At 70.4% G+C, this 22,136-nt stretch carries 19 protein-coding genes; all 19 read right to left on the reverse strand.

The features are described from left to right. Positions 1 to 43: 43 nt before the first annotated feature. The gene (locus AC07DC_RS39750; RefSeq protein WP_478919737.1) at positions 44 to 925 is read right to left on the reverse strand and encodes a type II secretion system F family protein; all 882 of its coding nucleotides are present in this window, start codon (positions 923 to 925) and stop codon (positions 44 to 46) included. Further along, complete coding sequence (locus AC07DC_RS39755) at positions 922 to 1,839, reverse strand: type II secretion system F family protein (protein ID WP_478919739.1); 918 nt, start codon at positions 1,837 to 1,839, stop codon at positions 922 to 924. The genes AC07DC_RS39750 and AC07DC_RS39755 overlap by 4 nt, the downstream gene beginning before the upstream one ends. Further along, positions 1,839 to 3,326, reverse strand: a complete 1,488-nt coding sequence (locus tag AC07DC_RS39760; protein WP_478919741.1) for a CpaF family protein — start codon at positions 3,324 to 3,326, stop codon at positions 1,839 to 1,841. Before AC07DC_RS39760 ends, AC07DC_RS39755 begins: the two co-directional genes overlap by 1 nt. A gap of 42 nt (positions 3,327 to 3,368) precedes the next feature. After that, positions 3,369 to 4,181, reverse strand: coding sequence for a CpaE/TadZ family protein (locus AC07DC_RS39765; protein WP_478919743.1), 813 nt, complete (start codon positions 4,179 to 4,181; stop codon positions 3,369 to 3,371). Then, a complete protein-coding gene (locus tag AC07DC_RS39770) occupies positions 4,181 to 4,768 on the reverse strand; it encodes an SAF domain-containing protein (protein WP_478919745.1) in 588 nt (195 codons plus the stop codon). The genes AC07DC_RS39765 and AC07DC_RS39770 overlap by 1 nt, the downstream gene beginning before the upstream one ends. Before the next feature lie 161 nt (positions 4,769 to 4,929). Then, positions 4,930 to 5,820: an ATP/GTP-binding protein gene (locus AC07DC_RS39775; RefSeq protein WP_478919747.1), complete on the reverse strand. Its 891-nt coding sequence runs from the start codon at positions 5,818 to 5,820 to the stop codon at positions 4,930 to 4,932. Positions 5,821 to 5,858: 38 nt separating this feature from the next. Further along, on the reverse strand, positions 5,859 to 6,464 hold the full coding sequence (locus AC07DC_RS39780) for a hypothetical protein (protein WP_478919749.1): 606 nt from the start codon (positions 6,462 to 6,464) through the stop codon (positions 5,859 to 5,861). A gap of 275 nt (positions 6,465 to 6,739) precedes the next feature. Next, a complete protein-coding gene (locus AC07DC_RS39785; protein WP_478919751.1) occupies positions 6,740 to 7,930 on the reverse strand; it encodes a hypothetical protein in 1,191 nt (396 codons plus the stop codon). 49 nt (positions 7,931 to 7,979) lie between these two features. After that, on the reverse strand, positions 7,980 to 8,945 hold the full coding sequence (locus AC07DC_RS39790; RefSeq protein WP_478919752.1) for a replication-relaxation family protein: 966 nt from the start codon (positions 8,943 to 8,945) through the stop codon (positions 7,980 to 7,982). Between the two features lie 115 nt (positions 8,946 to 9,060). Further along, the gene (locus AC07DC_RS39795; RefSeq protein WP_478919753.1) at positions 9,061 to 10,038 is read right to left on the reverse strand and encodes a replication-relaxation family protein; all 978 of its coding nucleotides are present in this window, start codon (positions 10,036 to 10,038) and stop codon (positions 9,061 to 9,063) included. Next, positions 10,035 to 12,719, reverse strand: a complete 2,685-nt coding sequence (locus tag AC07DC_RS39800; RefSeq protein ID WP_478919754.1) for a type IV secretory system conjugative DNA transfer family protein — start codon at positions 12,717 to 12,719, stop codon at positions 10,035 to 10,037. Before AC07DC_RS39800 ends, AC07DC_RS39795 begins: the two co-directional genes overlap by 4 nt. Continuing rightward, on the reverse strand, positions 12,701 to 13,360 hold the full coding sequence (locus tag AC07DC_RS39805; protein ID WP_478919755.1) for a hypothetical protein: 660 nt from the start codon (positions 13,358 to 13,360) through the stop codon (positions 12,701 to 12,703). The genes AC07DC_RS39800 and AC07DC_RS39805 overlap by 19 nt, the downstream gene beginning before the upstream one ends. After that, complete coding sequence (locus tag AC07DC_RS39810) at positions 13,357 to 14,496, reverse strand: C40 family peptidase (RefSeq protein ID WP_478919756.1); 1,140 nt, start codon at positions 14,494 to 14,496, stop codon at positions 13,357 to 13,359. The genes AC07DC_RS39805 and AC07DC_RS39810 overlap by 4 nt, the downstream gene beginning before the upstream one ends. A 55-nt stretch (positions 14,497 to 14,551) precedes the next feature. Further along, a complete protein-coding gene (locus AC07DC_RS39815) occupies positions 14,552 to 17,068 on the reverse strand; it encodes a hypothetical protein (RefSeq protein WP_478919757.1) in 2,517 nt (838 codons plus the stop codon). Beyond that, entirely contained in the window at positions 17,065 to 17,274 is a 210-nt protein-coding gene (locus AC07DC_RS39820; RefSeq protein WP_478919758.1) for a hypothetical protein, read from the reverse strand. Before AC07DC_RS39820 ends, AC07DC_RS39815 begins: the two co-directional genes overlap by 4 nt. Further along, complete coding sequence (locus AC07DC_RS39825) at positions 17,271 to 19,958, reverse strand: ATP-binding protein (protein WP_478919759.1); 2,688 nt, start codon at positions 19,956 to 19,958, stop codon at positions 17,271 to 17,273. Before AC07DC_RS39825 ends, AC07DC_RS39820 begins: the two co-directional genes overlap by 4 nt. Next, the gene (locus tag AC07DC_RS39830; RefSeq protein WP_478919760.1) at positions 19,955 to 20,554 is read right to left on the reverse strand and encodes a hypothetical protein; all 600 of its coding nucleotides are present in this window, start codon (positions 20,552 to 20,554) and stop codon (positions 19,955 to 19,957) included. The genes AC07DC_RS39825 and AC07DC_RS39830 overlap by 4 nt, the downstream gene beginning before the upstream one ends. Beyond that, a complete protein-coding gene (locus AC07DC_RS39835; RefSeq protein ID WP_478919761.1) occupies positions 20,551 to 20,895 on the reverse strand; it encodes a hypothetical protein in 345 nt (114 codons plus the stop codon). Before AC07DC_RS39835 ends, AC07DC_RS39830 begins: the two co-directional genes overlap by 4 nt. After that, positions 20,892 to 21,971, reverse strand: a complete 1,080-nt coding sequence (locus AC07DC_RS39840) for a conjugal transfer protein (protein ID WP_478919762.1) — start codon at positions 21,969 to 21,971, stop codon at positions 20,892 to 20,894. The genes AC07DC_RS39835 and AC07DC_RS39840 overlap by 4 nt, the downstream gene beginning before the upstream one ends. Positions 21,972 to 22,136 lie beyond the last annotated feature (165 nt).

Genomic DNA, 22,136 nt, shown 5'->3' on the forward strand with positions numbered 1-22,136 from the left:
GCATGAGTTCGTGCTCCTTCTTCAACGGCTCAAGGGCTGGGGTCTAGGTGGTGAGGATGCGGATGATCGACGGGAAGGCCATCATGATCATCACGAGGACGGCGAGGACGGCTCCGGGGGCGGTCATCGCCTCACTGGCGGCGTTGGCCTGGGAGGCCTGGTCCGCGAGGAGTTCGGTGCGCAGGTTCTTCGCCCGCGAGCGGAGCGTGGCGTAGACGGACGCCCCGTCGTCGGAGGACTGCCGCATGATCGCCGACAGGTCGTCCAACGCCGGCAGGTCCAACTCCGCGGTCAGCCGTTCCAGCGACTCCCAGTGCGGGATCTTGTCCAGGCGGGAGCGGGCCAGGGCTTCTTGGATGCGTTGGAAGGCCCAGCCGTGGCCGACGGCGGCGGCTTCCTCCATGGCCTGCTCCGCGCCGGTGTTCCCGGCCCGCTTGAGCGCCACCAGGTCCAAGAACGCGGCCATGGCGTGGGCGAACTCCTCACGGGCCCGCTGGGCCTGGTCGCGGACCTCCAGGTCAGCGGTGATCCAGAACACCGCGGCGATGACCAAACCGAGAACCGCGGGGGCGTACAGGGGCATGCCGATCAGCAGGAACGGCAACGTCGCCAGCGGCGGTAGGAGCAATCCCGCCGCGGTCAGGGCGACCTTGCGGAGCACGAAGTGCGCCGGAGTCCGACCCAGCAGGGCCAGGTTCGTGAACGGGATCCGCACCCCGGGCACGCCCTGCAGGTGTCCCACCAGCCAGGCGCCCCAGCGCTCGTCCCGGTCAGCGCTGACCGGCACGGGCGTTTCCGGGCCGGGGTAGTTCAGCCGCTGCAGGGCTGGTCCCAGTGCTGGTGCCGGGCGCAGAAGTTCCTTGACCAGGAGGGCCACACCGGCGCCGACCGTGCTGCCGGCCACGATGGCTGCAAGGGGGATCACGCGCCCTCACCGCCCGCCGTAGTTGGTGCGGCGGGTGGGGTGACGCGGGAGCGGGGGTCGACGATCAGGAAGCGGGGCACGGGTCGGGTCTCCGACAACTGCCGCATCCACACCAGCACCCCGGCGAACCCGGCCAGCAGCATGGCCAGGACCAGCTGCCCCAGGAGCGTGCCGTAGGGGGCGGTGTAGCTGGGGACGAGGAATCCGGCTGCGATGACCGCGAGGGTGATGATGGTCATCCACCGCATGGTGGTGCGCGGCTTGGACCGGTCGGATTCGATGGTGCGGCGCTTGGCGACCTCCTCGTGCACCGACTGCGCCAGATCCTCCAGCGCGGTCGCCAGCCCCGGCCCACGGTCCTGGCTCGACAAGATCAGCGCTGCGATCACCTTGTCCGCGGTGACGTCGCCCAGCTCGTCCGCGAACAGCCGCAACGCGTCCGTGGGCCGCCAGCCGACCTGCAGCCGGTCCACCAGGTCGCCGACCTCGGCTGCGATCTCCGCAGGGACGCCTTTACGCGACAGCTTCAACGCCTCGTCCAGGCCGCGGCCCAGGCGCAGCACGTTGGCCAGGCGCTGGGTCCAGTCGCCCAACGCTTCGAGCTTCTCGATCCGATGGGCGGCTGATTTCGTCGGGGCCAGCAGCCAGGGCAGGCCCATGACGGCGAGCACGATCAGCAGCCCGCCGATGAACACCCCGGTGACCAGCCACATCGCGACGCCTGCCATCGCGCCGACCGCGAGACGGGTGCGCCGCCGCACCCGCAGCGCCTCATCGCCCGACCTGCGTGCGCGCGCTCTGGCCACCAGCGTCGGCGTGCGTGGAGCACTGGTCCCCACAATCCCGGCGACCAGACCGACCGCACCCGCGGTGACGGCCAGGCCCGCCACCACCCACAACAACAGACCCGTCATCACGCGGCCCCCTCCACCAGGAGCGGCAGGCGGGTGGGCCAGGTCCCGTAGGGGGCGTTGAGGAGCTCGGCGTCGAAGCCGGCCCGCCGCAGGTCGACGATGCACTGGGGGTGCAGCCGCGGCACCGCCCGCGGTTCGTTCCACTCCGGGGCGGGCCCGAAGACCTCGTTGGTGTCGGGGCGGCCGCCCTCCCCGATCCCGGTCACTTCCAGAACGTGGGAGACGAACCGGTGCCGGTGACCGCCGATGAGGGTCTCATCGACCGACCCGTCGACGAACACGATGAAATTGAGGCCGTTGGCGGCCTGCCGGTACGCCAAGCCCTCCGACATGTTGCCCTGCGCCAGCAAGTACAGCTCGGCGATACGGTCGAAGACCACCCTCGGGTGCGAGGCGTGCAGGGTGCACAGGTTGCCGCCCTGCCCGTTGGTCATGGCCTGCAACATCGCCACGATCTCCGGCCCACGGACCTCCCCGACCACAATCCGCTTCAGCGACATGCGCAGCGCCCGGTACATCAGATCCATCAGCGTGATCTCACCGGCCCCGCGGCCGTCGATGATCTCGCCGTTGGACTCGCGGGCCTCCATCGGCACGACCTGGCGGTGGTAGCCGTTCTCGTGCGCGAACAGCTCGTACTCCGTCTCCAACGTCCCGAACCGCTCGTCAGCGTCGATCTCCTTGAGCAGGGCCCGCAGCACAGTGGTCTTCCCGGCGGACTGTCCTCCCGCGACCATGATGTTCTTGCCCGCCCGCACACAGGCGCGCAGGAAGTCGCGCAGCGTGGTGTCGATGACCCCGAGTCGGACCAGATCGTCGAGGTTCGCGTCGCGCAGACTGTGCCGGCGGATCGTCACATACGTGCCCGGGGTGACCTCACTCATCGCCTGCAGCCGCGAACCGTCGGCCAGCCGCAGCGGCAGGAACGGGCTGGCGGTCGACAAGGACCGCTCCGACTGGCCCGAGCGGCGCGCCAAGTCCTGCAACAGTTCCTTGAGTTCTTCCTCCGTGTCCGCGACCGGGGCCACCTCACGGCGCTGGCCGTCGGTGAAGTCCAGCACCGTCTGGGTGTGGCTGTTGATGAAGATGTTCTCCACCAGCGGGTTGTCCAGGTGCTGCTGCAAGCGCCCGGCCCGGAACTGCAGGTCGAACACCGCCTGCGCGACCGCGGCATCCTCGGCCTTGTCGGTGGCGGTGCCGCGCTGGATGGCCACCGCGTCCGCCCAGATCGCAACCTGCTCGTTGATCAGCGCCCGCCCCTGCTGCTCCTGCGCCGCCACGGACATACCGGGGTGCGAGCGCAAGAGTTCCTTCAGACGGTCCCCGACCTCCTTCTTGATCAGCCGCACAGCCTCGTAGTCCAACACCACCTGAGGAGCCGTCGTGCCGGCGAGCATGCTGGGCGCGCCAGCGTGAGCCGCGGCCAGACGGGGGTCGACCGGGGAGGGGGACTGCGGCTGCGGCAGCCGGTTGACCAGCTGCGGCACGACGACAGGATCGTTGTGAACGGGCCTGGCACGCATCGTCGATCACCCTCTCCCCGCCGCGACCGGCGCCCCGAGCCGACGCCGCCGCTCCGTGATCATCTGCAACAGCGGCCCAGACGCCGTGCGGGCGGCGCGCATCAGCTCGCACTGCTCGAACCGCCGCGGCTGATCCACCCCATCGGACAGCACCGCCGCCTGCTTCACCTGCCACGGCAACGTCGCGACCACCGGAACCGGCACACCCAACCGGGCCAGCTCCTTCTCCACTTCCTGCCGGGTGAACGGACCTTGTTCGATCAGGATCAGCCCGATCTCCGTCGCACTGCCGAGCTGCTCACGCAGCGCCTTCAATCGCACCTCGGCGCTCTGCAAACCTCGCAACGTGTTCCGGGCCACCATCACCACCACATCGGCACGCTGCGCCAGAACCGCGGACGGCCCGAAGGCACCGCGGCGCCCCAGATCCACCAGGACGTCGTGCCGGTGCTGCTCAATCCCGGTGAACAGGGACGCCAACTGCTCCCACACCGGCCCCATCGACGAGGCATGCGCCGGGTCATAAAGACCCGGCAGCACCAACCGATCGCTGGTCCCCGCCTCGGTGAGGTCCACCAGCTGCCGCCAAAACGCCTGCGTGAGCTGGTTCTGCCGCCCGGCCAGTGCCAAATTGCGCAGACCATGGGCGTTGCCCAGCTGGCCCTGCAACGCCCCGGACAAAATCGCCCCACCGTCGGGGTCGCACTCGGCCAGAATCATCCGACGCTCCGCCGCCAGCGGCCACGTCATCAGCAACGCCATCGCCGTCGTCGTCACACCCGGCGCGCCCAGGCCGCCGGCCAGGGCGATGACGGCCATCAGCTGCCGTCCCTGGACGCCACCACCAGCGCCACGTTCCCCGTCGCCACCCGGGCCGCGAGGCCAGGACCATCGACGGAGGGCACGGCGACGTCCACGACGACGACGCCGGTGGCGGTCGCGGGCTTGCCGACCGCGACGACCGTGGCGGACAGCGTCTTGGGAGGACCCTGCTCGCTGGTCTTGCCGGCGCCGGAGACCTGGTTCGGGTCCGGGGTGCTGACGATCAGAACCTTCTGACCAGGCGACAAAGGTGTCGCCGGCAGCTGAGAGGGCTTGAGGGAGACACCCACCAGTTGCTCATTGGACTTGATCAGCGACTCCTTCGTCACCTGGCCCGGCGACAGCAACGACCCGGCCTTCAAATCCACCGCCGCGCGCTGCCCCACCAACGTCCCGGCCTGGGAGGACTTCACTGACTTCACAGCGGGGTCCAGCGCGATCGATGCGTGGCCCAGGTCGGCCCGGGTGATCTGCGAACCGATGGCCACGTCCCGAGCCACGACAACGACCTCGGTGCGATGCCCGGAGGAGGCGTAGAGCACAGCGCCGGCCAAGCCGCCGCTCGCGATCAGCGCAACAGACAAAGCGATGAGGCCCGGACGGCGGCGACGTTGCTTGATAACCCGGGGGGCTGCGACCGCCGGCCCTTGCGGACCGCCCTGGCCGGGGACACCGGCCGGGTACGCGGTACCCGGTGGGGGAGTGGTGGTGTGGCTCAACGTCCTGGTCCTCCTGAAGCGCAGACTCAACTAACGACTTGCAGCTCGCCGATGCCGATCTGCACTTGCGAGGTGCGGACGACGGTGACGGTGCCCTGCTGGCCGCCGCCTTGCCACGGGATCGTCCAGGTGGACGTGGCAAGCACGGTGAATTTGCTGTTCAGCTGCTTGGCCGACGTGGTCCGGTAGACGTGCCCGCAGTCCGGTGACTGCGTATTGCCGAAGGAGCCCTGATAGGGGGTGCCGGCCGTAGTGCAGGTCACGGAGGTGCCGTCGCCCATGGACCACGCGATCTGCGAGACGTGGGCGGTGGCGGTCACGCTGACTGCTCCAGCGGTCGCGGTCGCGGAATTGGGGCCCCACGCCGTCTGTGTCTTTGCGGTCCACATCCACACTGGCAGCCCGACCAGACCCGTTCGGCCCGGTGCGGGGGCCATACCGATCTCGGCGCCGGTCAGCGTCATCTTGGCGACGGCCTGCTGCGCGAGGACCGCCGGATCGACCGCTGCGGTAGCGGGAGGATTCTGCAGCCAGATGAAGGCACCGACGGTCCCGACCGGTTGGCCTCCCTCGACCACGGCGGGACACGTCCTGAGGTAGATCGCGCCGTCGCCGGGCTTATGGCCGTGCCACACCCCGTCGGATGGATCCGGGGGCGGGTCTGCGACGTCGTAGTAGCAGCCGTCCATGAACGTGCCGAATTTGGTCTGACACGGCACGACCTGTCCTTGGATCTTGCAGATCTGGATGCCGCCTGCACCATCGCCTCCGGACCCGCCGCTCCCTCCGCCCTGCCCGGGATGTCCGGGATCTTCGGCAGGGATACATACCTCGAGGTTGCCGCAGTCGTGCGGCGGCGTGATGGTGGGCGAGGGATGCGGCTCGGCTACAGCCAGGCCGGTCAGCGCCCAACTCACCAGCACAACACTGCCGCACAGGGCCGCGAGTCGGAGCCTCAGCATGCCCGGGCCTTGTCGACGGCGTAGTTCAGCACCATCCACTGATGCTGAACTCCGAACGTTTGGACGTCGTGAGTGACGATGTAGCGCCGCGCCTGGTCCTTGTAGGCCAGATCCTTGCCGGTGGCCTTGGAGACTGCGTGCCAGGCGTTGGTGTCCAAGCACTCCTCGACCGTGGCCTTGTGCGGATTCTGCTTGATGTCGATCGCGGTCACCTTGAAGGTGCTGGTCGGCTTGCCCTTGAAGACCACTCCGGACCGCTCGTAGGAGAACAGAGACTGGTTGATCTGGGCCAGGCCCTTGCCGGTGATGTACTGCTTCAGCTGCGTCTTGGTCGTTCCACCGATGTCGGCGTACTCCTTCACCTGCTCCTGTCGCATGTGCGCGATGGTGCTGACAACTGCCGCCTTGGCTGCGGCCGTCGGGTCTGCGGTCGGTGTGGAGTTCGCCGTCGAGACCGTTGGGGCCGGCGTGCGCGGTGCGTTGGTATCCGAACCGCTGCATCCGGTCAGGGCCATCAGGAGCGCGGTCACGCTGACTGCGGCCGCAGTAGCGTCGCGGCGGCATACCGGAGGTGCGGTGCGGTCTGCCTTGGTTGCCACGTGCTTCTCCCCGGTTGTCAACGGTCGTGATCGGTGCGTGCCTCCGCCTGATCCGGCTAACCCGATCAAGTGGTGTGACGGGCTGATCACGATCTGTTTCGTACCGCACAGTACGGCGGGCGTTCGGCTCGGGCCATGGGGTTGCCGGGGCGGGTGGGGCTCCTCGTTCAGGTTTGCCCGCATATGCCAAATGGTGGTGCGGCTGGATCTCTGCGCTGCCTGGCTGAGCGCATACGAGGCGTTGTCGATGGCCGTCCGGGGAGGGCGGGTTGGGCTCATGTGAGGACTCCTGGTGACGAGTGGCGTGTGCTGGGCGTGCTCGAGGATCCGGGGCGGTGGGTGTGCTGGGGTTCCGCTGGTTTGGTTGGGGGCGGCTGTGATCTGCAGGGGCATTTCCGGACGCGTCCGTCCGGTTGTGTGGTCCAGCCGAATTCGCAGCTGTTGCAGTAGCTGTCGGTGCTTGAGGCTGTGGGAGAGGGACGACGAGTGGCCGGCGGGGGGTTCCAGTGCTCCAGATGCCGGCCGAGGTCGAGCCAGGTGGGGTGGCGGGCCATGTCAGCGGCAGCCTGGAGGAGCACGGTTTCGGCCATTCCTTCGGCGAGGAGACCGGCCGCGGTTCGGGCTACCCGCGTCTTGCCGCGGACGGGTATCGGGTGCCCGTGGCGTGTCCGGGCCCGGGCCCAGGCCTCCGCTACCCGCGCCGCAACCGCTGGCAGCGCGCTGTCGGGCGTCGCCGGCGATGCAGGTGACACCGGCGGGTGGTCGGGTTTTGTTGCGGCCCGCGCACTGGAGGGGATGGGTTGTTGGCGTGGCGCAGCCGGAGTGTCTGTCTCGTTGTTGTCCCGGTCGTTCTGCGCGTCCGCTGGGTCTGGTGAGGGGTCGCCGCTGGAGAGAGAGGAGTCTTGTACTTGAAGTCTTCTTCTTTTAGCCGACGGCTTTCCGGCGGTCGGTTTACCGGCCGTCGGGTAGCCGACCGTCGGAAACCCGTCGGTCGGTGTCACCTGCGGGTTTCTCCTGTTCCTGCTGGTCGTACCCGAGTTACGGGTTCCCGTCGGTCGGGTGGTGGGGGAGGCTGGTGCCGGGGTGTCGTCGCGGGGGTCCAACCAGACCGGTTCCACCCGCACCGCGCGAGCCCCAGGCAGCTCGTCGAGGAGGTCGGCCACGTCCTTGGGGGTGAAGGGGGCATCGGCGACGGAGAACTCGGTGCGCCACTGCCCGTTGGTGTTGTCCTGGATCTTGAGTTTGACGACGTACCCCCGCTGCACCAGGTTGCGCATGGCCCCGGTCAGGGCCTCACGTCCGGGCTTGCGTTTGCGGGCGGTGGCTTCGATGGTGAATTCGGCGCCGTCCGGGCAGCGCAGTGCTACGGCCAGCAGCCCGACGTCCAGGACGCTCAGGCGCAGGTCATCGACGGCTTTGTTGTCGATGGCCACGAAGCGTGGTGGGCGGCTGCGCAGCTTTCTCATGCGGGAACACCCCGGTGGTGTGTCGCGCTGTTCGGGTGTGTCATCGGTGTCATAGGTCCATCCAGGATCGGCGGTGGGCGGAGCCGATCAGTGGCGTCCACACCGCCCCTGAGGGGCCGTGTGTTTCGAGGTCTTCCAGGACGGCGGCACCGGTTTTGACCCGTGTGGTGAAGTGCAGGGCTTGGGTGTTGGTGTGGGCCATGGCCCGTAGATCGTTGATCCGCAGCCGTAGGAGGGAGGCGCGGGCTCCGGTGACGATGAACAGCAGTCGGGGGAAGTCGGGGTAGACCTGCTCCCAGGCGAACGTCGCGCCCGGCTCTCCCGTGGGGCAGGCGGCCGGCGCGTAGGTGTGGAATCGGGCGTAGGCCAGGAGCTTTTGGCACAGCCGCTCGGAGGACGTCGTCGTCCGATCGACTTCCACGAAGGCCCGGTACTGCCGGCGCGGGGTGGTGCGGGTGGCTGCGGCGGTGTACTGCAGGACGGCATCGGCGATGAGCGGGTCTTGGCCGCCGCTGTCGGCAAGCGGTTGGGTGACCTCGGGCATCCAGTCCAGTGGTCCGTACTCGTCGCCGCGCCGGCGCGCTTCGTCCAGGAAGGCCACATGCGCGCGCACCACCGTCAGGGTGTGAGCGGCCCGCAGACAGGCCTCGGCACCGGAGGCCGGGGCGGTGACCGTGCGGCCGCGCAGCTCAGGCCAGCCGGCCACGATCTGCGCACCGCGGGGGGTCAGGTACCAGGCACGCAGGCCGTTCGTGCCGCCGAGGATGACGAAGGACGCGAGCTGGTTTTCCCGCAACGCGTTCAGGATCCGGTCGGTGACCGGGCGTGCTGCGTGGGGGGCCAGCATCTGGTGCAGGTGTGGGGTGGTGATCAGTCGGTGCTGGGCCAGCAGTGCCAGGGTTTGGTCGGCGACGGTGTCTCGCACGCTGGCCGCCGACGTCTGTGCGCCGCCGACGTGGTCGGGTGCGGGTTCGGGGTGGGTGGGCGGGCTGGTGGGGCGGGAGTGGGTGGTCATGGGAACGCAACTCTCCTTCGGCTTCCGTGAGGTGCCGGGACGAGCCCGGCCGGCCAGTGGTGTCCACCACGGGGCGGCGCCGTAGCGCGGGATGAGGTGGCGTGCGGGGCGGCGATCACAGGTCCATCCACGAGGTGCGGTGGCCTGCGGGGCCGGCCAGTGGTGTCCACACCGGACCGGACGGCCCGTGCTCCTCGAGGTCCTCCAAGACCGCGGCGCCGAGTTGAACCTGCGCGGCCAGCTGCGTCACCAGCCGGTGCCCGGCGACCATCGCCCGCAGGTCCTCGATCCGCCGCTGTAGCGCGGGGGCGTGGGCGCCGGTGAGGATGAACAGCACGCGGGGGAAGCGGGGGTAGTACCGCTGCCAGGCGAGCATCGCGTGCTGTTCGGCGACGGTGCCGCGCCGCCCGAGGGGGGAGGTGGGGGTGTAGGCGTGGAAGCGGGCGTAGGAGATGAGCTTGCGCGACAACCGTTCCGAGCTCATCGTGGCCCGGTCCACTTCGACGAACGCCCGGTACTGCACCCGCCGCGAAGCGCGGGTCGCGGCCGCGGTGTAGTGCAGGACCGCATCAGCGATCAGTTTGTCCTCGCCCCCGGTGTCCGGGAGTTGGTGGGCGATCTCCGGCGTCCAGTCCAGCGGCCCGTACTCATCCCCGCGCCGGCGGGCATCGGCCAGGAACGCCAGATGTGCGCGCAGCACGGTCAAGGTGTGGGCGGCCCGCATCGAGGCTTCGGTACCGGAGGCGGGGGCCTGGACGGTACGGCCGCGCAACTCCGGCCAGCCGCTGACCATCCGCGCTCCGCGCACGGTCAGGTACCAGGCGCGCAGCAGGCTGGTGCCGCCCAACGTGGTGTAGGAGGCGAGTTTGTCCTCCCGCAGCGTGTTCAGGATCCTGCCGGTCACCTGCCGTGCTGTGTCGGGGGCCAGCATCTGGTGGAGCTGCGGGGTGGTGACCAACCGGTGCTGGGCGAGCAGGGCCAGCGCCCGGTGGGCGGCGGTGTCCTCGGTGGAGGGCTGCATCTCCTCGGTGCCGCCGAACGCGGCGCCGTCGGTCGCGGATTCGGTTGCGGACCTGTTCAGATCGGTGGTCACAGGAACTGGGTCTCCTTCTGTGCGTGCTGCTTGGACAGGGAGGGGCGCCGGGTAGGACCGGTTCCGCCGGAGCCGGCGCCGCCAGCGCTCTGGGCGGTGCCAGGGCGGTTGCCGGTCAGGAAGGACACGACGTGGGTTTGGTGGGTGGAGGCGGCGGCGGTGAGTTCGTTCAGTGGCCGCGCTTCGGTGTTGGTGTCCGCGGCGCGCTGCAGGGCGCGGAGCTTCTTGGGCCGGGCCAGGTCGGCGTGGACGTCCTCGAGGGTGGGTCCGCGCATCAGGAGCGGTCCGACCCGGTTGCCGTTGACGGTGAATGACGCCCAGTGGTGGAAGCGCGGCAGTTCGGCTGCGCTTTCCGGGGTGACCTGGCCGTTCCATTCGTTGGTGATGTGCCGGATGGCCTCCACGGAGCCGGCCGTCGTCGACAGGCTGGAGGCGTTCTGCAGCAGTGCGGTGCGGGTGGAGGCCTGCAGCCGGTCCAGGGACTGCGTCATCCCGTGCAGCCGGACCGCGAACTTCCGCAGCTGCTCGGTGATCTCTGCCAACGACTGGCTGGCCGCCCCGTCCAGGGAGATCAGCTCGTCCAGGTAGACCCGGAACGGGCGTCGCTTGTTTTCGGGGAGGTCGCGGCGGGACAGTCCCGCGCGCAGGATGTCGCGGACGATCAGGGAGACCAGCAGCCGGTTGGTCGGACCGGTGCCTGGCGGGCAGATCCACACCACCTGTCCGTCGTCCATCGCGCGACGGATGTCGTAGGAGCCTTCCGGCTGGCCCAAGAACGCCTTGATGACGGGGGAGGCCGCGAGTCGGTCCAGCGGGTTGAGAACGGTGGGCAGCGCCTCCTTGGGGATGGAGTCGAACGAGGTCCGCCACCACTGGGCGGCCTCGTCGTCCAGGCGCGCCACGACCAGGTCGCGGAAGGCGGGGTCGGACAGCAGGGGCCGGATCTGGAAGAGGGTGGCCTGGCAATCCGCCGCCCCGGCCGCTACCGCGGCGGCGTTGACCGCCACCAGCGCCTCGACGGCCTTGGTCAGGATGGTGATGGCGCGCGGCGCATTGGCATCTCCCCAGCCCAGCGAGGAGGCGAAGGCGTCCACCGTGGCGGTGACCACTTCGTGTGGGGCCTGGCCGGAGGTCATGGACAGCGGATTCCAGCAGGCCAGGCGGTCCTCGGGAGCGTGAACGGTCAGATCGATCAGGCAGAGGCGGGCCATGATCGTGTTGTGGGCGAGGTACGGGGCGACGTGGTGCAGGGAGTCGCGGTGCGGGTCGATGAACGCCAGTCCGCCGCCGTTGTGCGCGACCGCGACGGCCTGGACTAGGGCGCGCTCGGTCTTGCCCCAGCCGGCCTTGCCGACCTGCGTCTCGAACAGGGTCTCCGCCTCACGGGTGGCGATGATCCGTTCGGTGCCGTCCGGGCCCCGGTAGAGCCCTTGCGGCAGCAGGTCCTTTCCGCGCCGCCAGGTGGGGATGTCACCCGCCAGCAGCGGCAGCTGCGCGTGGAGGGTGGGGGGCTTGAGGAGCCCGCCCAGCTCTTCGATCCGCGCCCACGCATTGCGGCCCGGTTTGATCAGCCCGGACGCCCAGCGGGCATCGAACCCGTTGCGCCACGGCCACCGGTCCGGCCCCACCCGCAGCGGCCCCAGCGACCACCCCGATGATGAGAACCGGGCGCGGGCGCCGAAGACGTCCAGTGCGGCCTCGATGTGCCGCAGCCGCCGCTCTGCGCGGCCGACGGTGTTGGAGGCGCACCGCACCAGCAGCTGCACCCGCACCAGCCCGTTGTCGTCGACCAGCTTGCCCAGCGCTTTGTCCCGATCGACACGTGGCGGCCGCGGCGCCATCAGCAGACGCCGGCCCTCACCACCACCGCGCCGGCCTTCCGGGGCAAGCCACTTGATGAGCTGCCACGCCAACGAGTCCTCGGCCTGGGCTGCGTCCGTGCTCATCCATCGCGCTTCGCGCCGGGATTCCTTGCGGTTCTGCTCGCGGGCCCGGTTCATGACCTGCCAGCGCCGCGCCCGAATCCGCCACTTCGACGCGGGCGACACATCGATGCAGACCTCGGCCAGATCACCCAAGTCTTTGCGCAGGTCCGCGACCGCGTCGATGAGCGGCTGCAGCGGGTCCGGTTCCAGCGGCACATCCCGCAACCGGGATCCGGGGTTGCCGTGCAAGGTGAACACGGACCGCACCGTGTAGTCGCGGGCCTTGTCCCGCACCGGCCGGGCCGGCTCGACCCGCACCAGGTGATACGGCGTCTGCAGCAGGAGGTCGCGGGCGGAGGCCGGGCCCTCCAACCGGTACGCCAGCGGCTTGCTGCCATCGGCGCGCAGCCGGATCCGAACCGTGCGCGCGGAGCGGGGGGTCCACCACTTCCCGGCGCCGGCCGCGCGGATGAGCTGCGCCCCGAAGCGCAGGATCTCTTCCGGTGTGGTGACGAACTGCCGGGAGGGCACCAGTTCCAGGTACGTGCGCTGCGCCAGGGCCTTGGCCGCGAGACGCTTCTGCACCCACGTCCAGCAGGCGAACGCGGCGATGCCGACGCCGGCCAGCCACACGGCGCGGTCGAGCATCCAGTCCAGGAAGTCCCAGAGCGCGTGCAGGGCGCCGAGGGCACCGTGCCACCGCTGGTCGTGGTCGGGGGAGGCGAAGGTGCTGCGGACTAGCGGGTGGGTGTCCATGGGCCTGCTCCGTTCAGGGCGAAGTACAGGACGGCGTTGCGGCCGTCGAGGAAGGTCCCGGCCGGGTCGGCGCCGGCCCACACCAAGCGCACGAGCACGCGGCGGGTGTCTCCGTCGTCGCGGCGGGCGGTGACGGCCTGGATGCGGAACCGGGTGTAGGCGGCGGACCGGCCGGTTGTCCGCGCGGAGAAGTACTCCGGCCAGCGGGTGCGGCCGCTACCGGTGGCTTCGGCGGTCCACACCTGGCGCCCCAGCTCCGCCACCTCACGGGCGGTGACAGGCGGCAGGTCGGCGGGCGTGGCCTGGTCCAGGGCGCGTTGGATGAGTGGGTCGGCGGCTGGACCAGCACCCGGCGGCGGCAGTTGCGGGCTTATCGGCGTGGCCGGGGCTGCTGCTGGATGCTGCTGCGCGCTCGGGGCGGATCTGACCGGGCCGGCAGCAGGCGCGCTGCCGGCCGCAGGTGCCGACCTCGCGGACGATGGGGGCGGCACGGTGGCCGTTGCCGGAATAGCTGCGCTGTGATCGCGAGGCTCGGGCGGTGTTGCGTTGCCGACGCCCAGCAGCAGGATTCCGGCGGTCGCCAGGCCCAGGGCGGCCACCACCAGGGCGCGCCCCGAGACACGGTGAGGTGAGGTGGTCATAGGAGGCGGGCTCCTCCCGCGTAGCCCGGTTGGGCCGTGACGGGTTCGACCCGTACGACGGTTCCGGGGCGGGCGGCGTTGATGAGCTGTCCGTCGCCGAGGTAGATCCCGACGTGATGGATGGTGGAGTCCTCACCCGGTGCGTAGGCGTAGAACACCAGGTCCCCGGGTTGCAGGGCCGCGGTTCCGGCTGATGGTGGGATCCGGGTGCCGCGTGAGGCCTGGTCGGCGGCTTGCCGCGGCAGTTCGATGCCGGCCTGCGCGAACGCATACAGGGTCAGACCGGAGCAGTCGAAGCCGGTGACCGTGGTTCCGTCCTGCCCGCCGGGCGAGCAGCAGACCCCGGGGGAGGGGCCCTTCGGGGTGCCGCCGCCCCACGAATAGGGCACGCCCAGCTGTGCCAGGGCGGCGGCCAGCACGGTGCGGGCATCCCCCGTGGCCCCGCCGGGGACGGCCCCGGTCGCCCCGAGGCTGTTGTAGCGGTCGATGTTCGCCAGCACGTCGGCGACGTACGCGTCGGAGTGGTTGTAGCCGTAGATCGCCTGGCTCAGTTGCCCGCGATCGGTGAGGTCGCGGCCGCTCCCGCACAGGTAGATCGCGGCCGACAGGGCGGCGTCGTCGGCGTTGTGCGGGTCGACGACCTGGTCGCCGTTGCCGTCCTTGCCGTCGCCCTTGAAGGTGGAGGGCAGGAACTGAAAGGGCCCCACCGCCCGGTCGTAGGTGGCGTCGCCGTCCCACGCCCCGTGGTCGGTGTCGAAGATGGGCGTGGCGTTGCCGCCGACCCCGGTCCCGTCCAGGCGCGGGCCCAGGATGTGCGGGGTGATGTCGCCATTGGGCGCAATGCTGTGCCCGACGGCGTGGTGGGACTCGATGGCCGCGATCCCCGCCAGCACCTGCCACCGCATCCCCTTGCACGCGCGGACGTAGTCGGTGACCTGGCCGGCACCGGACCGGTAGGCGGCGAACATCCGGTCCGGGATCCCGGCCGCCGAACCCGTCACCGCCGACTGCTGCTCCTGCTCGGCAGCGGCAATCGTGGTGGCCGACATGGCGGCGTTCAGCGGCCCGGCACAGCACACGGCGGTGAAGGCCAGCAGCACACCCAGCCCGGCGAGTTTCCGCTTGACCCGCTTCATTCGCCGTCACCGCCCCAGGACGGCTGCTGGTCCCAGCCGATGCGTTGGGCCTGCATCAGCGCGTCGAACACCTGCTGGCGGGCCTGAGCTTGCGGGTCGACCGGCTGGGTGCGGGTGCTCTTCGGTCGGGGGCCCGGGTCGGGGACCTGCGGGGCGGAGGTGAAGATCGTGGCCGCGGTGGTGGCGTCCCGCACGGCCGGGGCACCGTGGACATTCCAGGCGGTGGCCGCGCGCCGACCGCCGTACGACGTCGCCTTCCCGAAGAGCTTGGCCGGTTTGACGGCGACACGTCCGACCGGAGCCCAGGCCTTGCCGTCCTCCGCGAGCCGGTGACCGGTGGCCTTCGCCTGCGTGGGGACGTCCTCGCCGAAGAACTGACCCGCACTCTTCCACCCGCTCTTGATGGTGCTGGGCAGCCCATAGGTGCTGCCGTAGGCCAGGCGGCCGCCGCGCATCGCGATCCGCGCCCCGCGGTAGCGCACCGCCCGGTTGTGCAACCGGGTGCTGAGCAGCGGCCGTTCATCGGACGGGTCGTTGAGGATCTCCCCGGTCTCCGCGTTGATGACCAGCCCGCCGGAGCGGGACGGGTGACCGGTTGGACCGGAACCCCGGCCACCGGGCAGCCAGGCCCCACTGGGGCGCTGGCTGTTCCCGGGGCGTTCCACGGTTCGTCCGGGGTGGGTCGGCGCATCGCGGCGAGCTTCTCGTCGTCCGGGCGCCGGCCGATCAGCGCCGCGTGCGTGCCCCGCAACCCCATGCCGACGCCGTGCGCTGCCAGGCCCAACGGCGCGAAGCCGTGGCGGGCCTCGGCCAGGGCATCACCCAGGAGCCGGCCGGTGTCCATGGGCTGTCCGGTTCCGTCGGCGAGCGCCGCCAGATGCGACAACGCTCCCCGACCCCGACCGAACCCACCCAGCAGACCACCCGAGGGCCCGCCACGACCGCCCCCACCACCGAAGGACAACATGCCCGCCAGACCTCCGGCTCCGCCGCCAGAGCTCCCGGAGCCGCCGAGGTTCATGGCCAGAGCCGCGCCGATGTCGGAGCTGTCGCCGGGCAGGTGTGTGCCGCCGACCTTCGCGTACCGCATCCGCTGCGCCAGGCGCTCCCCGAAGTGGGAGGCCCCGGCGAGCAGGCGGCGCTGGAAGGCGAGCCCGGCCAGAGCTGCGGCATCGAGCAGGATGAGGCGCTCGATCATCAGGTGCGGGCCGTCGGTCAGCAACGCGTCGACCGCGATCCCGAACAGCGGCAGGAACACGGCGGCGGTGAACATCACCATCGCGGAGACCAGGTACACGCCGAGCCATTTCCACAGCACAGTGCGGGACGGGCCGGGCAGCATCGCCCACACGAACGCCATGCCTCCGCCGGCACTCGCCGCCACATCCGCGCCCTGTGTGCCGAGCAGGACCAGCGCCATGGAGATGACCATCATGCTGATCAGGAACGCGGCGACCAGAAGCAAGATCACGCCGCCGACCCGGGACCACGTGGGGTCCTTGGCGTAGTCGGCCGCCGCTTTGCCGACGTCGCCGGCACCGTCGAGGTCGCTGGCGAACGAGGAGAACTTCTCATCCTGCGGGCCGGTCAGCTTGTCCAGCACACCAGAGCCGCCGCCCTTGCCCTTTTCGCAGTAGTCCTTGGCCGGGCCATGCACTCCGGAGCAGGGATCGCTTCCATCGGCGGGCCGGTCCGGGGCTCGAGGCGCGTACTCACCCTTCACCCACTTCAGGTGGACCTTGTAGGCGGCGGCGTCGGCCCCGCTTTTGGGATCCAGGATCCGTCCGTACTCCAGCAGCATGTACGGCTTGACGATCAGCGCGTTGGTCAGCGCGTCCTCCAGCGGCCGGGCTGTGGCCACGGCCTGCGCGTCGGAGCTGGTGCAGGCGTCCTGCGCCGGCCCGACGATGTGATCGCAGCCGTTGCCGACCGGAGGCGGTGTCCCGGTGCTGAAGGTGTGGCTGCTGACGGTGATCTGGGCGACTTCGAGGGCGGCCTGGTGGGTCTGGTCCAGGGGTCCGCCGGTGGCCAGGAGGTAGTCGGGGCGGATGAACGCGGAGGCGGCGAACGCCGCGATGACCAGGGTCAGCACGATCTCGCCCAATCCCTTGCCGGGCTTGCCGCGCATGAACACGATCAGCCCGAACACGAACGCCCACCCCAGCAGCAACCCCTTCACGCCCAGCGCACCCACCACGTGGGCGTTGTAGGCATCCGAGGCCGCCTGCGCAGGGCGCAGCAGCATCGTGAACAGCGGGAACTTGAAGGCGAACTCGATCAGCCAGCACGACAGACCCACCATCAGGCGGACCAGGGTGAACAGGCCGCCCAGGATCAGCGCGCGGGTCTGGCCGGAGAAGTTCACGATGCTCCCGCCATCGGCCCCCAGCTCGTAGCCGTCCAGCGGGGCGCCTTCGGAGGTGGTGACGTTGAGTGGGGCCAGCAGCCCGCCCACCTCCTGGCCGGTGCCGTCGGCGGCCGCGGCCACGGTGGTGTTCACCGTCAGGAACACCACGACCAGCAGACCGACGAAGCCGGCCGAACGCAGCGTCCCGCGATCCAGGCGCCTCACCGGACATCGCCATGAGGGTGCAGGCAGTAGTCCCTGGCCGGCCCGATGATCAGCGCGCAGTTCCCGCTTCCGGTGCTCACGGTGCTACCGGGGGCGGGGCGGCTGTCTGCAGCGGAGTGAACCGGGTGGGTCCACACCAGGATGCTCACGGCCAGCAGGAGCGCGGACAGTACGAACAGGGCGGAGGGGTTGCGGGTGGCGGTCATCGCAGGGCTCCCGGGGCGTTGACGAGATCGGCCGGACTGCTGTGCACGCCGCCGGACGGAGCAGGGGCCGGATCAACCGGCGCTTTGTGCATGCGCACCCCAGGTGCGCCGGGCGGCTGAGTGGCGCCCGGGGTGGTGAAGATCGCGTTGGTGATGCGGGGCACCGCGGGGACGTCTACGCGGATGCGGCCGACGTTCATCCGCGGATCGCGCAGCAGCATCTCCCCCTCGCGCCCGGCCTGCCCGACGGGCGACAGATCAGTGGTGACGGTCTGCAGGAGGTCTTCGTCTTCACCGTTGAGTCCGAGGAAGGCCAGGCCGCGTTGGGCGCGGGCCCGGTCGGTGGTGCGGGTGAGGGCCTTGTAGGCGAGCAGCCCGTGGTGCTCGCCGAGTTCGTCGACGTCGGGGGCGCCGAGGATGACACCGGCGCCGTGCTTGCGGCCGTCGTGCAGGATCTCGTAGACCAGGGCGGCGCCCTCGGCGGAAGAGGTGAGCCAGTAGCACTCGTCGATGACCACGGCGCAGAACTGCGTGGGGTCGCTGAAGGCGGCCTGGCGGGCGATGGCGGCGATCAGATACAGCACCGCCCGCCCGATCAGGGCCTCCAGGGGTTGCTGGCGCAGGACCTCGGGGTTCGCGAAGGCCTCGCGCGGGGGCAAGGTCAGGCCGGTGGTGGTGACCACGACCAGGTCCGAGCCCAGGTCGTCGTTCAAGGTGACCGGCGGCAGGTCCGGATCGAAGACCATCGCCGCCAGCGGGTTGCCCGCCACGATGCGCAGCAGATCGCCCATCTCACCCGCTGCTGTGCGCTGCCCGGACATCCGGTCCAGCGCGTCCAGGACGGCGGACATCGACGGGTGCGGGGTGGCGATGGCGTCCTGGATGGCGTGGTGCAGGGCGGCGCCGTGCTCGGTCATCGGTCCGACGCCGGTTTGCAGCGTGAGGTACGACAAGGCGTAGCGGGCGCCGGTGGCGCCGCCGAAGACCCGCAAGGGGTCGATGCTGAGCTCGGCCCGCACGGCGTCGATGACCTGGCAGCGGTCGCCGGCGGCGGAGGTGGCGAAGGTGGCCCATTCGCGGATGGGGGTGCGGTCGATGACGATCGCGCGCCCACCGCGGTCCACCACCCCGATGGCCAGCATTTTCTTGAGCACGGACTTGCCGCCTCCCAGGTCGCCCGCGACGCCGACAGAGGCGGAGGCGTTGCGCTGCGGGGCGTCGGCGACGTTGAGCAGGACGGGGCGTCGGGTGCCGCAGTCCAGATCGATGCCGATCATCAGCCCGGTGGGGTCGCCCACCGTGGTGCCGCAGAACGCGCCGCCCATCGCCCAGTCCTCGGACAGTTGGTGCTGGGTGAACTGCCGCACCTCCGTCGGTCGTGGGGTCGCGGGCAGACCTAGGGCGAACAGCTTCGTCTGTAGTCCGTGCGGGCGGATCGCCCGGTAATCCGCTCCCGACAGGACCGCCGCCAACGCGCGGGCCCGCGCGTCGCAGGTCTGCACATCGTTTGCCCAGACGGTCAGGACGGTCACGGACTGGACCTCGACCTCCACCGAGGTCCGCGACAGGCGCGCATCCATCTCTCCGAGGTCGCCGGCCGCTTCGGGCAGGGAGTGGGGCATGCCGGTGGGTTGGGCGCCGTACTGCTCGGCTTGGTCCAGCAGCTCCTTCTTCTTGCGCCGCACGGTCTCCCGCGCCCGTTCCGCGGTGACGATCTGCAGGTCGACGGTGAAGTCGACAGGAAAGGGCAGCTGCTCCAGCTGGGCGAGCACGTCAGCCGAGCTCGCGTCGATGGCGGGCGGGAGCTCGGCCAGCGCGAGGTGGGCCTGGTAGCCGATGCCGGCCTCGCACTCCACCTGCAGCCACCGCCGCAACAGCGGGGAAGCGCCGTCCTTGCGCCACCACGGCGCACCCGAGGTGGATCCCGGACGGCGCGATGTGCGTCGGCGGTGCTCGTGGTCGGAGGGTTCTTCGTCGTCGGCGGGGTGGGGGCGGCCGCCCTCGGCGAGGCGGACCTGTCCGAGGTCGGCGTAGGACGGGGAGCGCAACTGGCCGTCCTGCATCCGGCTCCCGTACAGCGGGGAGTTTTCCGCGTCGGTGAGCAGGGGTTCGGCCAGGCCGCGGTGGATCGCGTGCTGGATCATCCACACGATTTCCGCCGGTGACGCGGGTCGCAACGGCAGCCCGCCACCCAGGGCGGTCTGCAGCCGTTCGGCCTGCTCGTAGAACTCCGCAACCTCCGCGGCCGCGACGGGCACGGGGGCCATGCCCAAGGCGGTGGACAGCTCCGCCCACATCGCTCCGGTAGTCGCTGCCACATCGAAGCGGTTGGAGGTCGCGGACAGCGGGACCGCCAGCCACAGGGTGCGCCGGTGCATCTCCGCCCCGGCCAGGCTCGCCAGGTTGACCCCAGCGGTTTCCTTCCACGCCGGCAACTCCTGCCAGTTCACGCCGGCCGCGAGCTGCTCGGCGACCTCCGTCGGGTCGGTGCGCGCACACAGTCCGAACAGCCGCGGTGCCCCGTTCAACGAGCGCACCAGGGAGGTGACGCGGCTGAGGAACTCCTCCCGAACGCGGTCGGGCAGGTACCGGCCGCCGGTCGGCTCGATCCGCCAGATCGCCCACACCGAACCATGCGCCGACCACACCAGATGCCCGGCGATGTGCCGGAACGGAACCTTCATCGCACAGCCTCCTGGTTCTCGCTGACCTGCGCGGCGCGCAGCAGCTGCGCCAGACCACTGATCGGAAGCGCTGCCGGAGCAGTCGGTGCCGCTCGGCCAGGCCGGGGGAAGCGAGCGGGTTTCGTGGTACGGACCGGACGCTGATGCGCGAATCGGGTTGCGGGGGTGGGGGACGTGGCAGTCACTGCGGCTGGCTTCGTTGTCATGGCGGTCGCGTGCTCGATGACGAACGTGCCGGTCAGTTCCGTGGGTCGGTGGTCGCGGGCGGTGCGCCCGGCGATGCGGCCGGCGGCGGGTTGGGCGAGGAGAATCAGCCAGCCCCAGGCGGCGGCGAACGGCGACTGACCGGCGATCTTCGCGCCGCGCACCGCCCAGATGGAGACCAGCCAGCCCACCACCGGCACCGGTCCCATCCACGACCACCAGGCGAACGTCTTGATCAGGGCGAACGCGCCGCCGCCCATGACGAGCATCTGCGCGGGCGTGTAGGGACCGAACCAAATCACCCAGTCGCCCAACTTGCCCAGCACCCAGGGGTGGCGCCGCGCTGAGGTGTAGGCCCGGGCGACCCGCGGTCGTGCGGTCGCGGTACTCACGCCCCACCGCCGAAGGCGCCTGTCAGGCGCAGTGGCCGGGCGGGGTCCAGGTCGGGCTGTTGTCCGTCGACGACTCGGGAGATGGGGCCTGCGCCGCCAGCGGGGTTGTTGACCTCGTCGGAGAACAGATCGGCCAGGGTGTTGCGGGAGTTGTAGATACCCAGCGCGAGGACCATCGCGATCAGCGCGCCGATGCCGGCTTTCAGGGAGACCTTGCGCACCACCTGGATGCACACGATCACGATCAGGGCGACCTTCAGACCCTTGTCGCCCCAACTGCCCAGCGTGTTCAGCCAGGAGTTACCCAGGGCGTCGAGTTTCCCGGCGAGAAGGATCGTCATCGGGACGCACCATCCGTCGCAGTGCTGCCGCCGACCGGCGCCGAATGGGCGGGATCCGGCGAACGGTCGACGGGTTCGGCTCCGGCTTCGAGGGCGGTGACTTCCCACCGCCCATCCCGGGCAGTCATCGCCACCGTGTACATCAGCGGCCACTGACCGTCCGAGCTGTCCTTCGCGGTGACATGAGCCTGGAGGCGCACGCGCGTCCCATCACCGGGCACCGTGGCTCCGGCCGCCCGGTCGGTATCGGCGGCGGCCTGGTCCACCACCACCGACCGGTACCCCGCCCCGCGCACCGCGGGCAGCTGGGTGCCCGGGGACAGATAGCGATCAACCTCGCCGACCCCGGCCAGGTACGCCGACAGAAACTCACCCACCGACACCACCACCGGCGTACCGGCCGCCAGCGGGCTCCGGAACGCCGAAGCAGGAACCTTCGCGGTGGCCGGGCCGGTCACTTCCGCCGGCGCGGAGGTGACCGTGAACGCTCCCGGTCCCGCCCCATCCGACGCCAACACCGGCACCGCGAAGTACCGCACCACCGTCCCCGCCGAAGCCACCGGCGTCCCGCCGGCGACCTTTCCGGAATCGGCCGTACCGTCACCGACGGTGAACTGCGCAGCCACCACGACCGACCAACCACCACGGCGCAGCAGCGCACTGCGCACCGCCACCGTGCGCACGACAACCGCCGGGACGGCGGTACTGCGCATCGGCAGCTCCACGTTCGGCGCGAGGGTGCGGACGGCTTGCGCAGTGGAGGAGTCCGGCTTGGCGGCGTCACTGCGCAGCCACAGATCGACGAACAACGCGGCCACGCCGGCCGGATCCGCACTGCGCGGCGTGGTCGTCACAACGGCCTTCGGCGCGGTGGCGGCCACGACGGTGCGGGGGACGGCAACGGTGACGGCCAGGGCGAGAGGGCCGGCGGCCACGGCCACCCACACCCCGATCCGGGCCATCGAGACCCGGCGGTGCGTTGCCCGCACCACGGCGGGTGCGGCTGCAGGGGAGCGCAGTTCGCGCGTGGCATCCGGAGATTCCGGTGATGGGTGGTTGCGGGTGGATAACGGCATGGCGGGGCTCCCGGGAAAGAGGCGGTGGGGATGCCTCCAGAGAACCCGACGGACCTAACCACGAACGTAACCATGAAAGGGGGTCAGAAATCACGTTTCCATAACGCCCCATGGTTAGTTGTCGACCAGGCGTGGTTAGTTGCCAGGAGGAAACCTCTCCATGGC

The sequence above is a fragment of the Streptomyces sp. NPDC045021 genome (genome assembly GCF_056432645.1).

What these genes read in the sequence shown, in the direction of transcription:
- AC07DC_RS39825 (WP_478919759.1), bottom strand. Translation starts at nt 19,958, where the DNA reads ATGAAGGTTCCGTTCCGGCACATCGCCGGGCATCTGGTGTGGTCGGCG.
- AC07DC_RS39790 (WP_478919752.1), bottom strand. Translation starts at nt 8,945, where the DNA reads ATGACCACCCACTCCCGCCCCACCAGCCCGCCCACCCACCCCGAACCC.
- AC07DC_RS39800 (WP_478919754.1), bottom strand. Translation starts at nt 12,719, where the DNA reads ATGGACACCCACCCGCTAGTCCGCAGCACCTTCGCCTCCCCCGACCAC.
- AC07DC_RS39805 (WP_478919755.1), bottom strand. Translation starts at nt 13,360, where the DNA reads ATGACCACCTCACCTCACCGTGTCTCGGGGCGCGCCCTGGTGGTGGCC.
- AC07DC_RS39765 (WP_478919743.1), bottom strand. Translation starts at nt 4,181, where the DNA reads ATGGCCGTCATCGCCCTGGCCGGCGGCCTGGGCGCGCCGGGTGTGACG.
- AC07DC_RS39785 (WP_478919751.1), bottom strand. Translation starts at nt 7,930, where the DNA reads ATGAGAAAGCTGCGCAGCCGCCCACCACGCTTCGTGGCCATCGACAAC.
- AC07DC_RS39840 (WP_478919762.1), bottom strand. Translation starts at nt 21,971, where the DNA reads ATGCCGTTATCCACCCGCAACCACCCATCACCGGAATCTCCGGATGCC.
- AC07DC_RS39755 (WP_478919739.1), bottom strand. Translation starts at nt 1,839, where the DNA reads ATGACGGGTCTGTTGTTGTGGGTGGTGGCGGGCCTGGCCGTCACCGCG.
- AC07DC_RS39820 (WP_478919758.1), bottom strand. Translation starts at nt 17,274, where the DNA reads ATGACCGCCACCCGCAACCCCTCCGCCCTGTTCGTACTGTCCGCGCTC.
- AC07DC_RS39810 (WP_478919756.1), bottom strand. Translation starts at nt 14,496, where the DNA reads ATGAAGCGGGTCAAGCGGAAACTCGCCGGGCTGGGTGTGCTGCTGGCC.
- AC07DC_RS39835 (WP_478919761.1), bottom strand. Translation starts at nt 20,895, where the DNA reads ATGACGATCCTTCTCGCCGGGAAACTCGACGCCCTGGGTAACTCCTGG.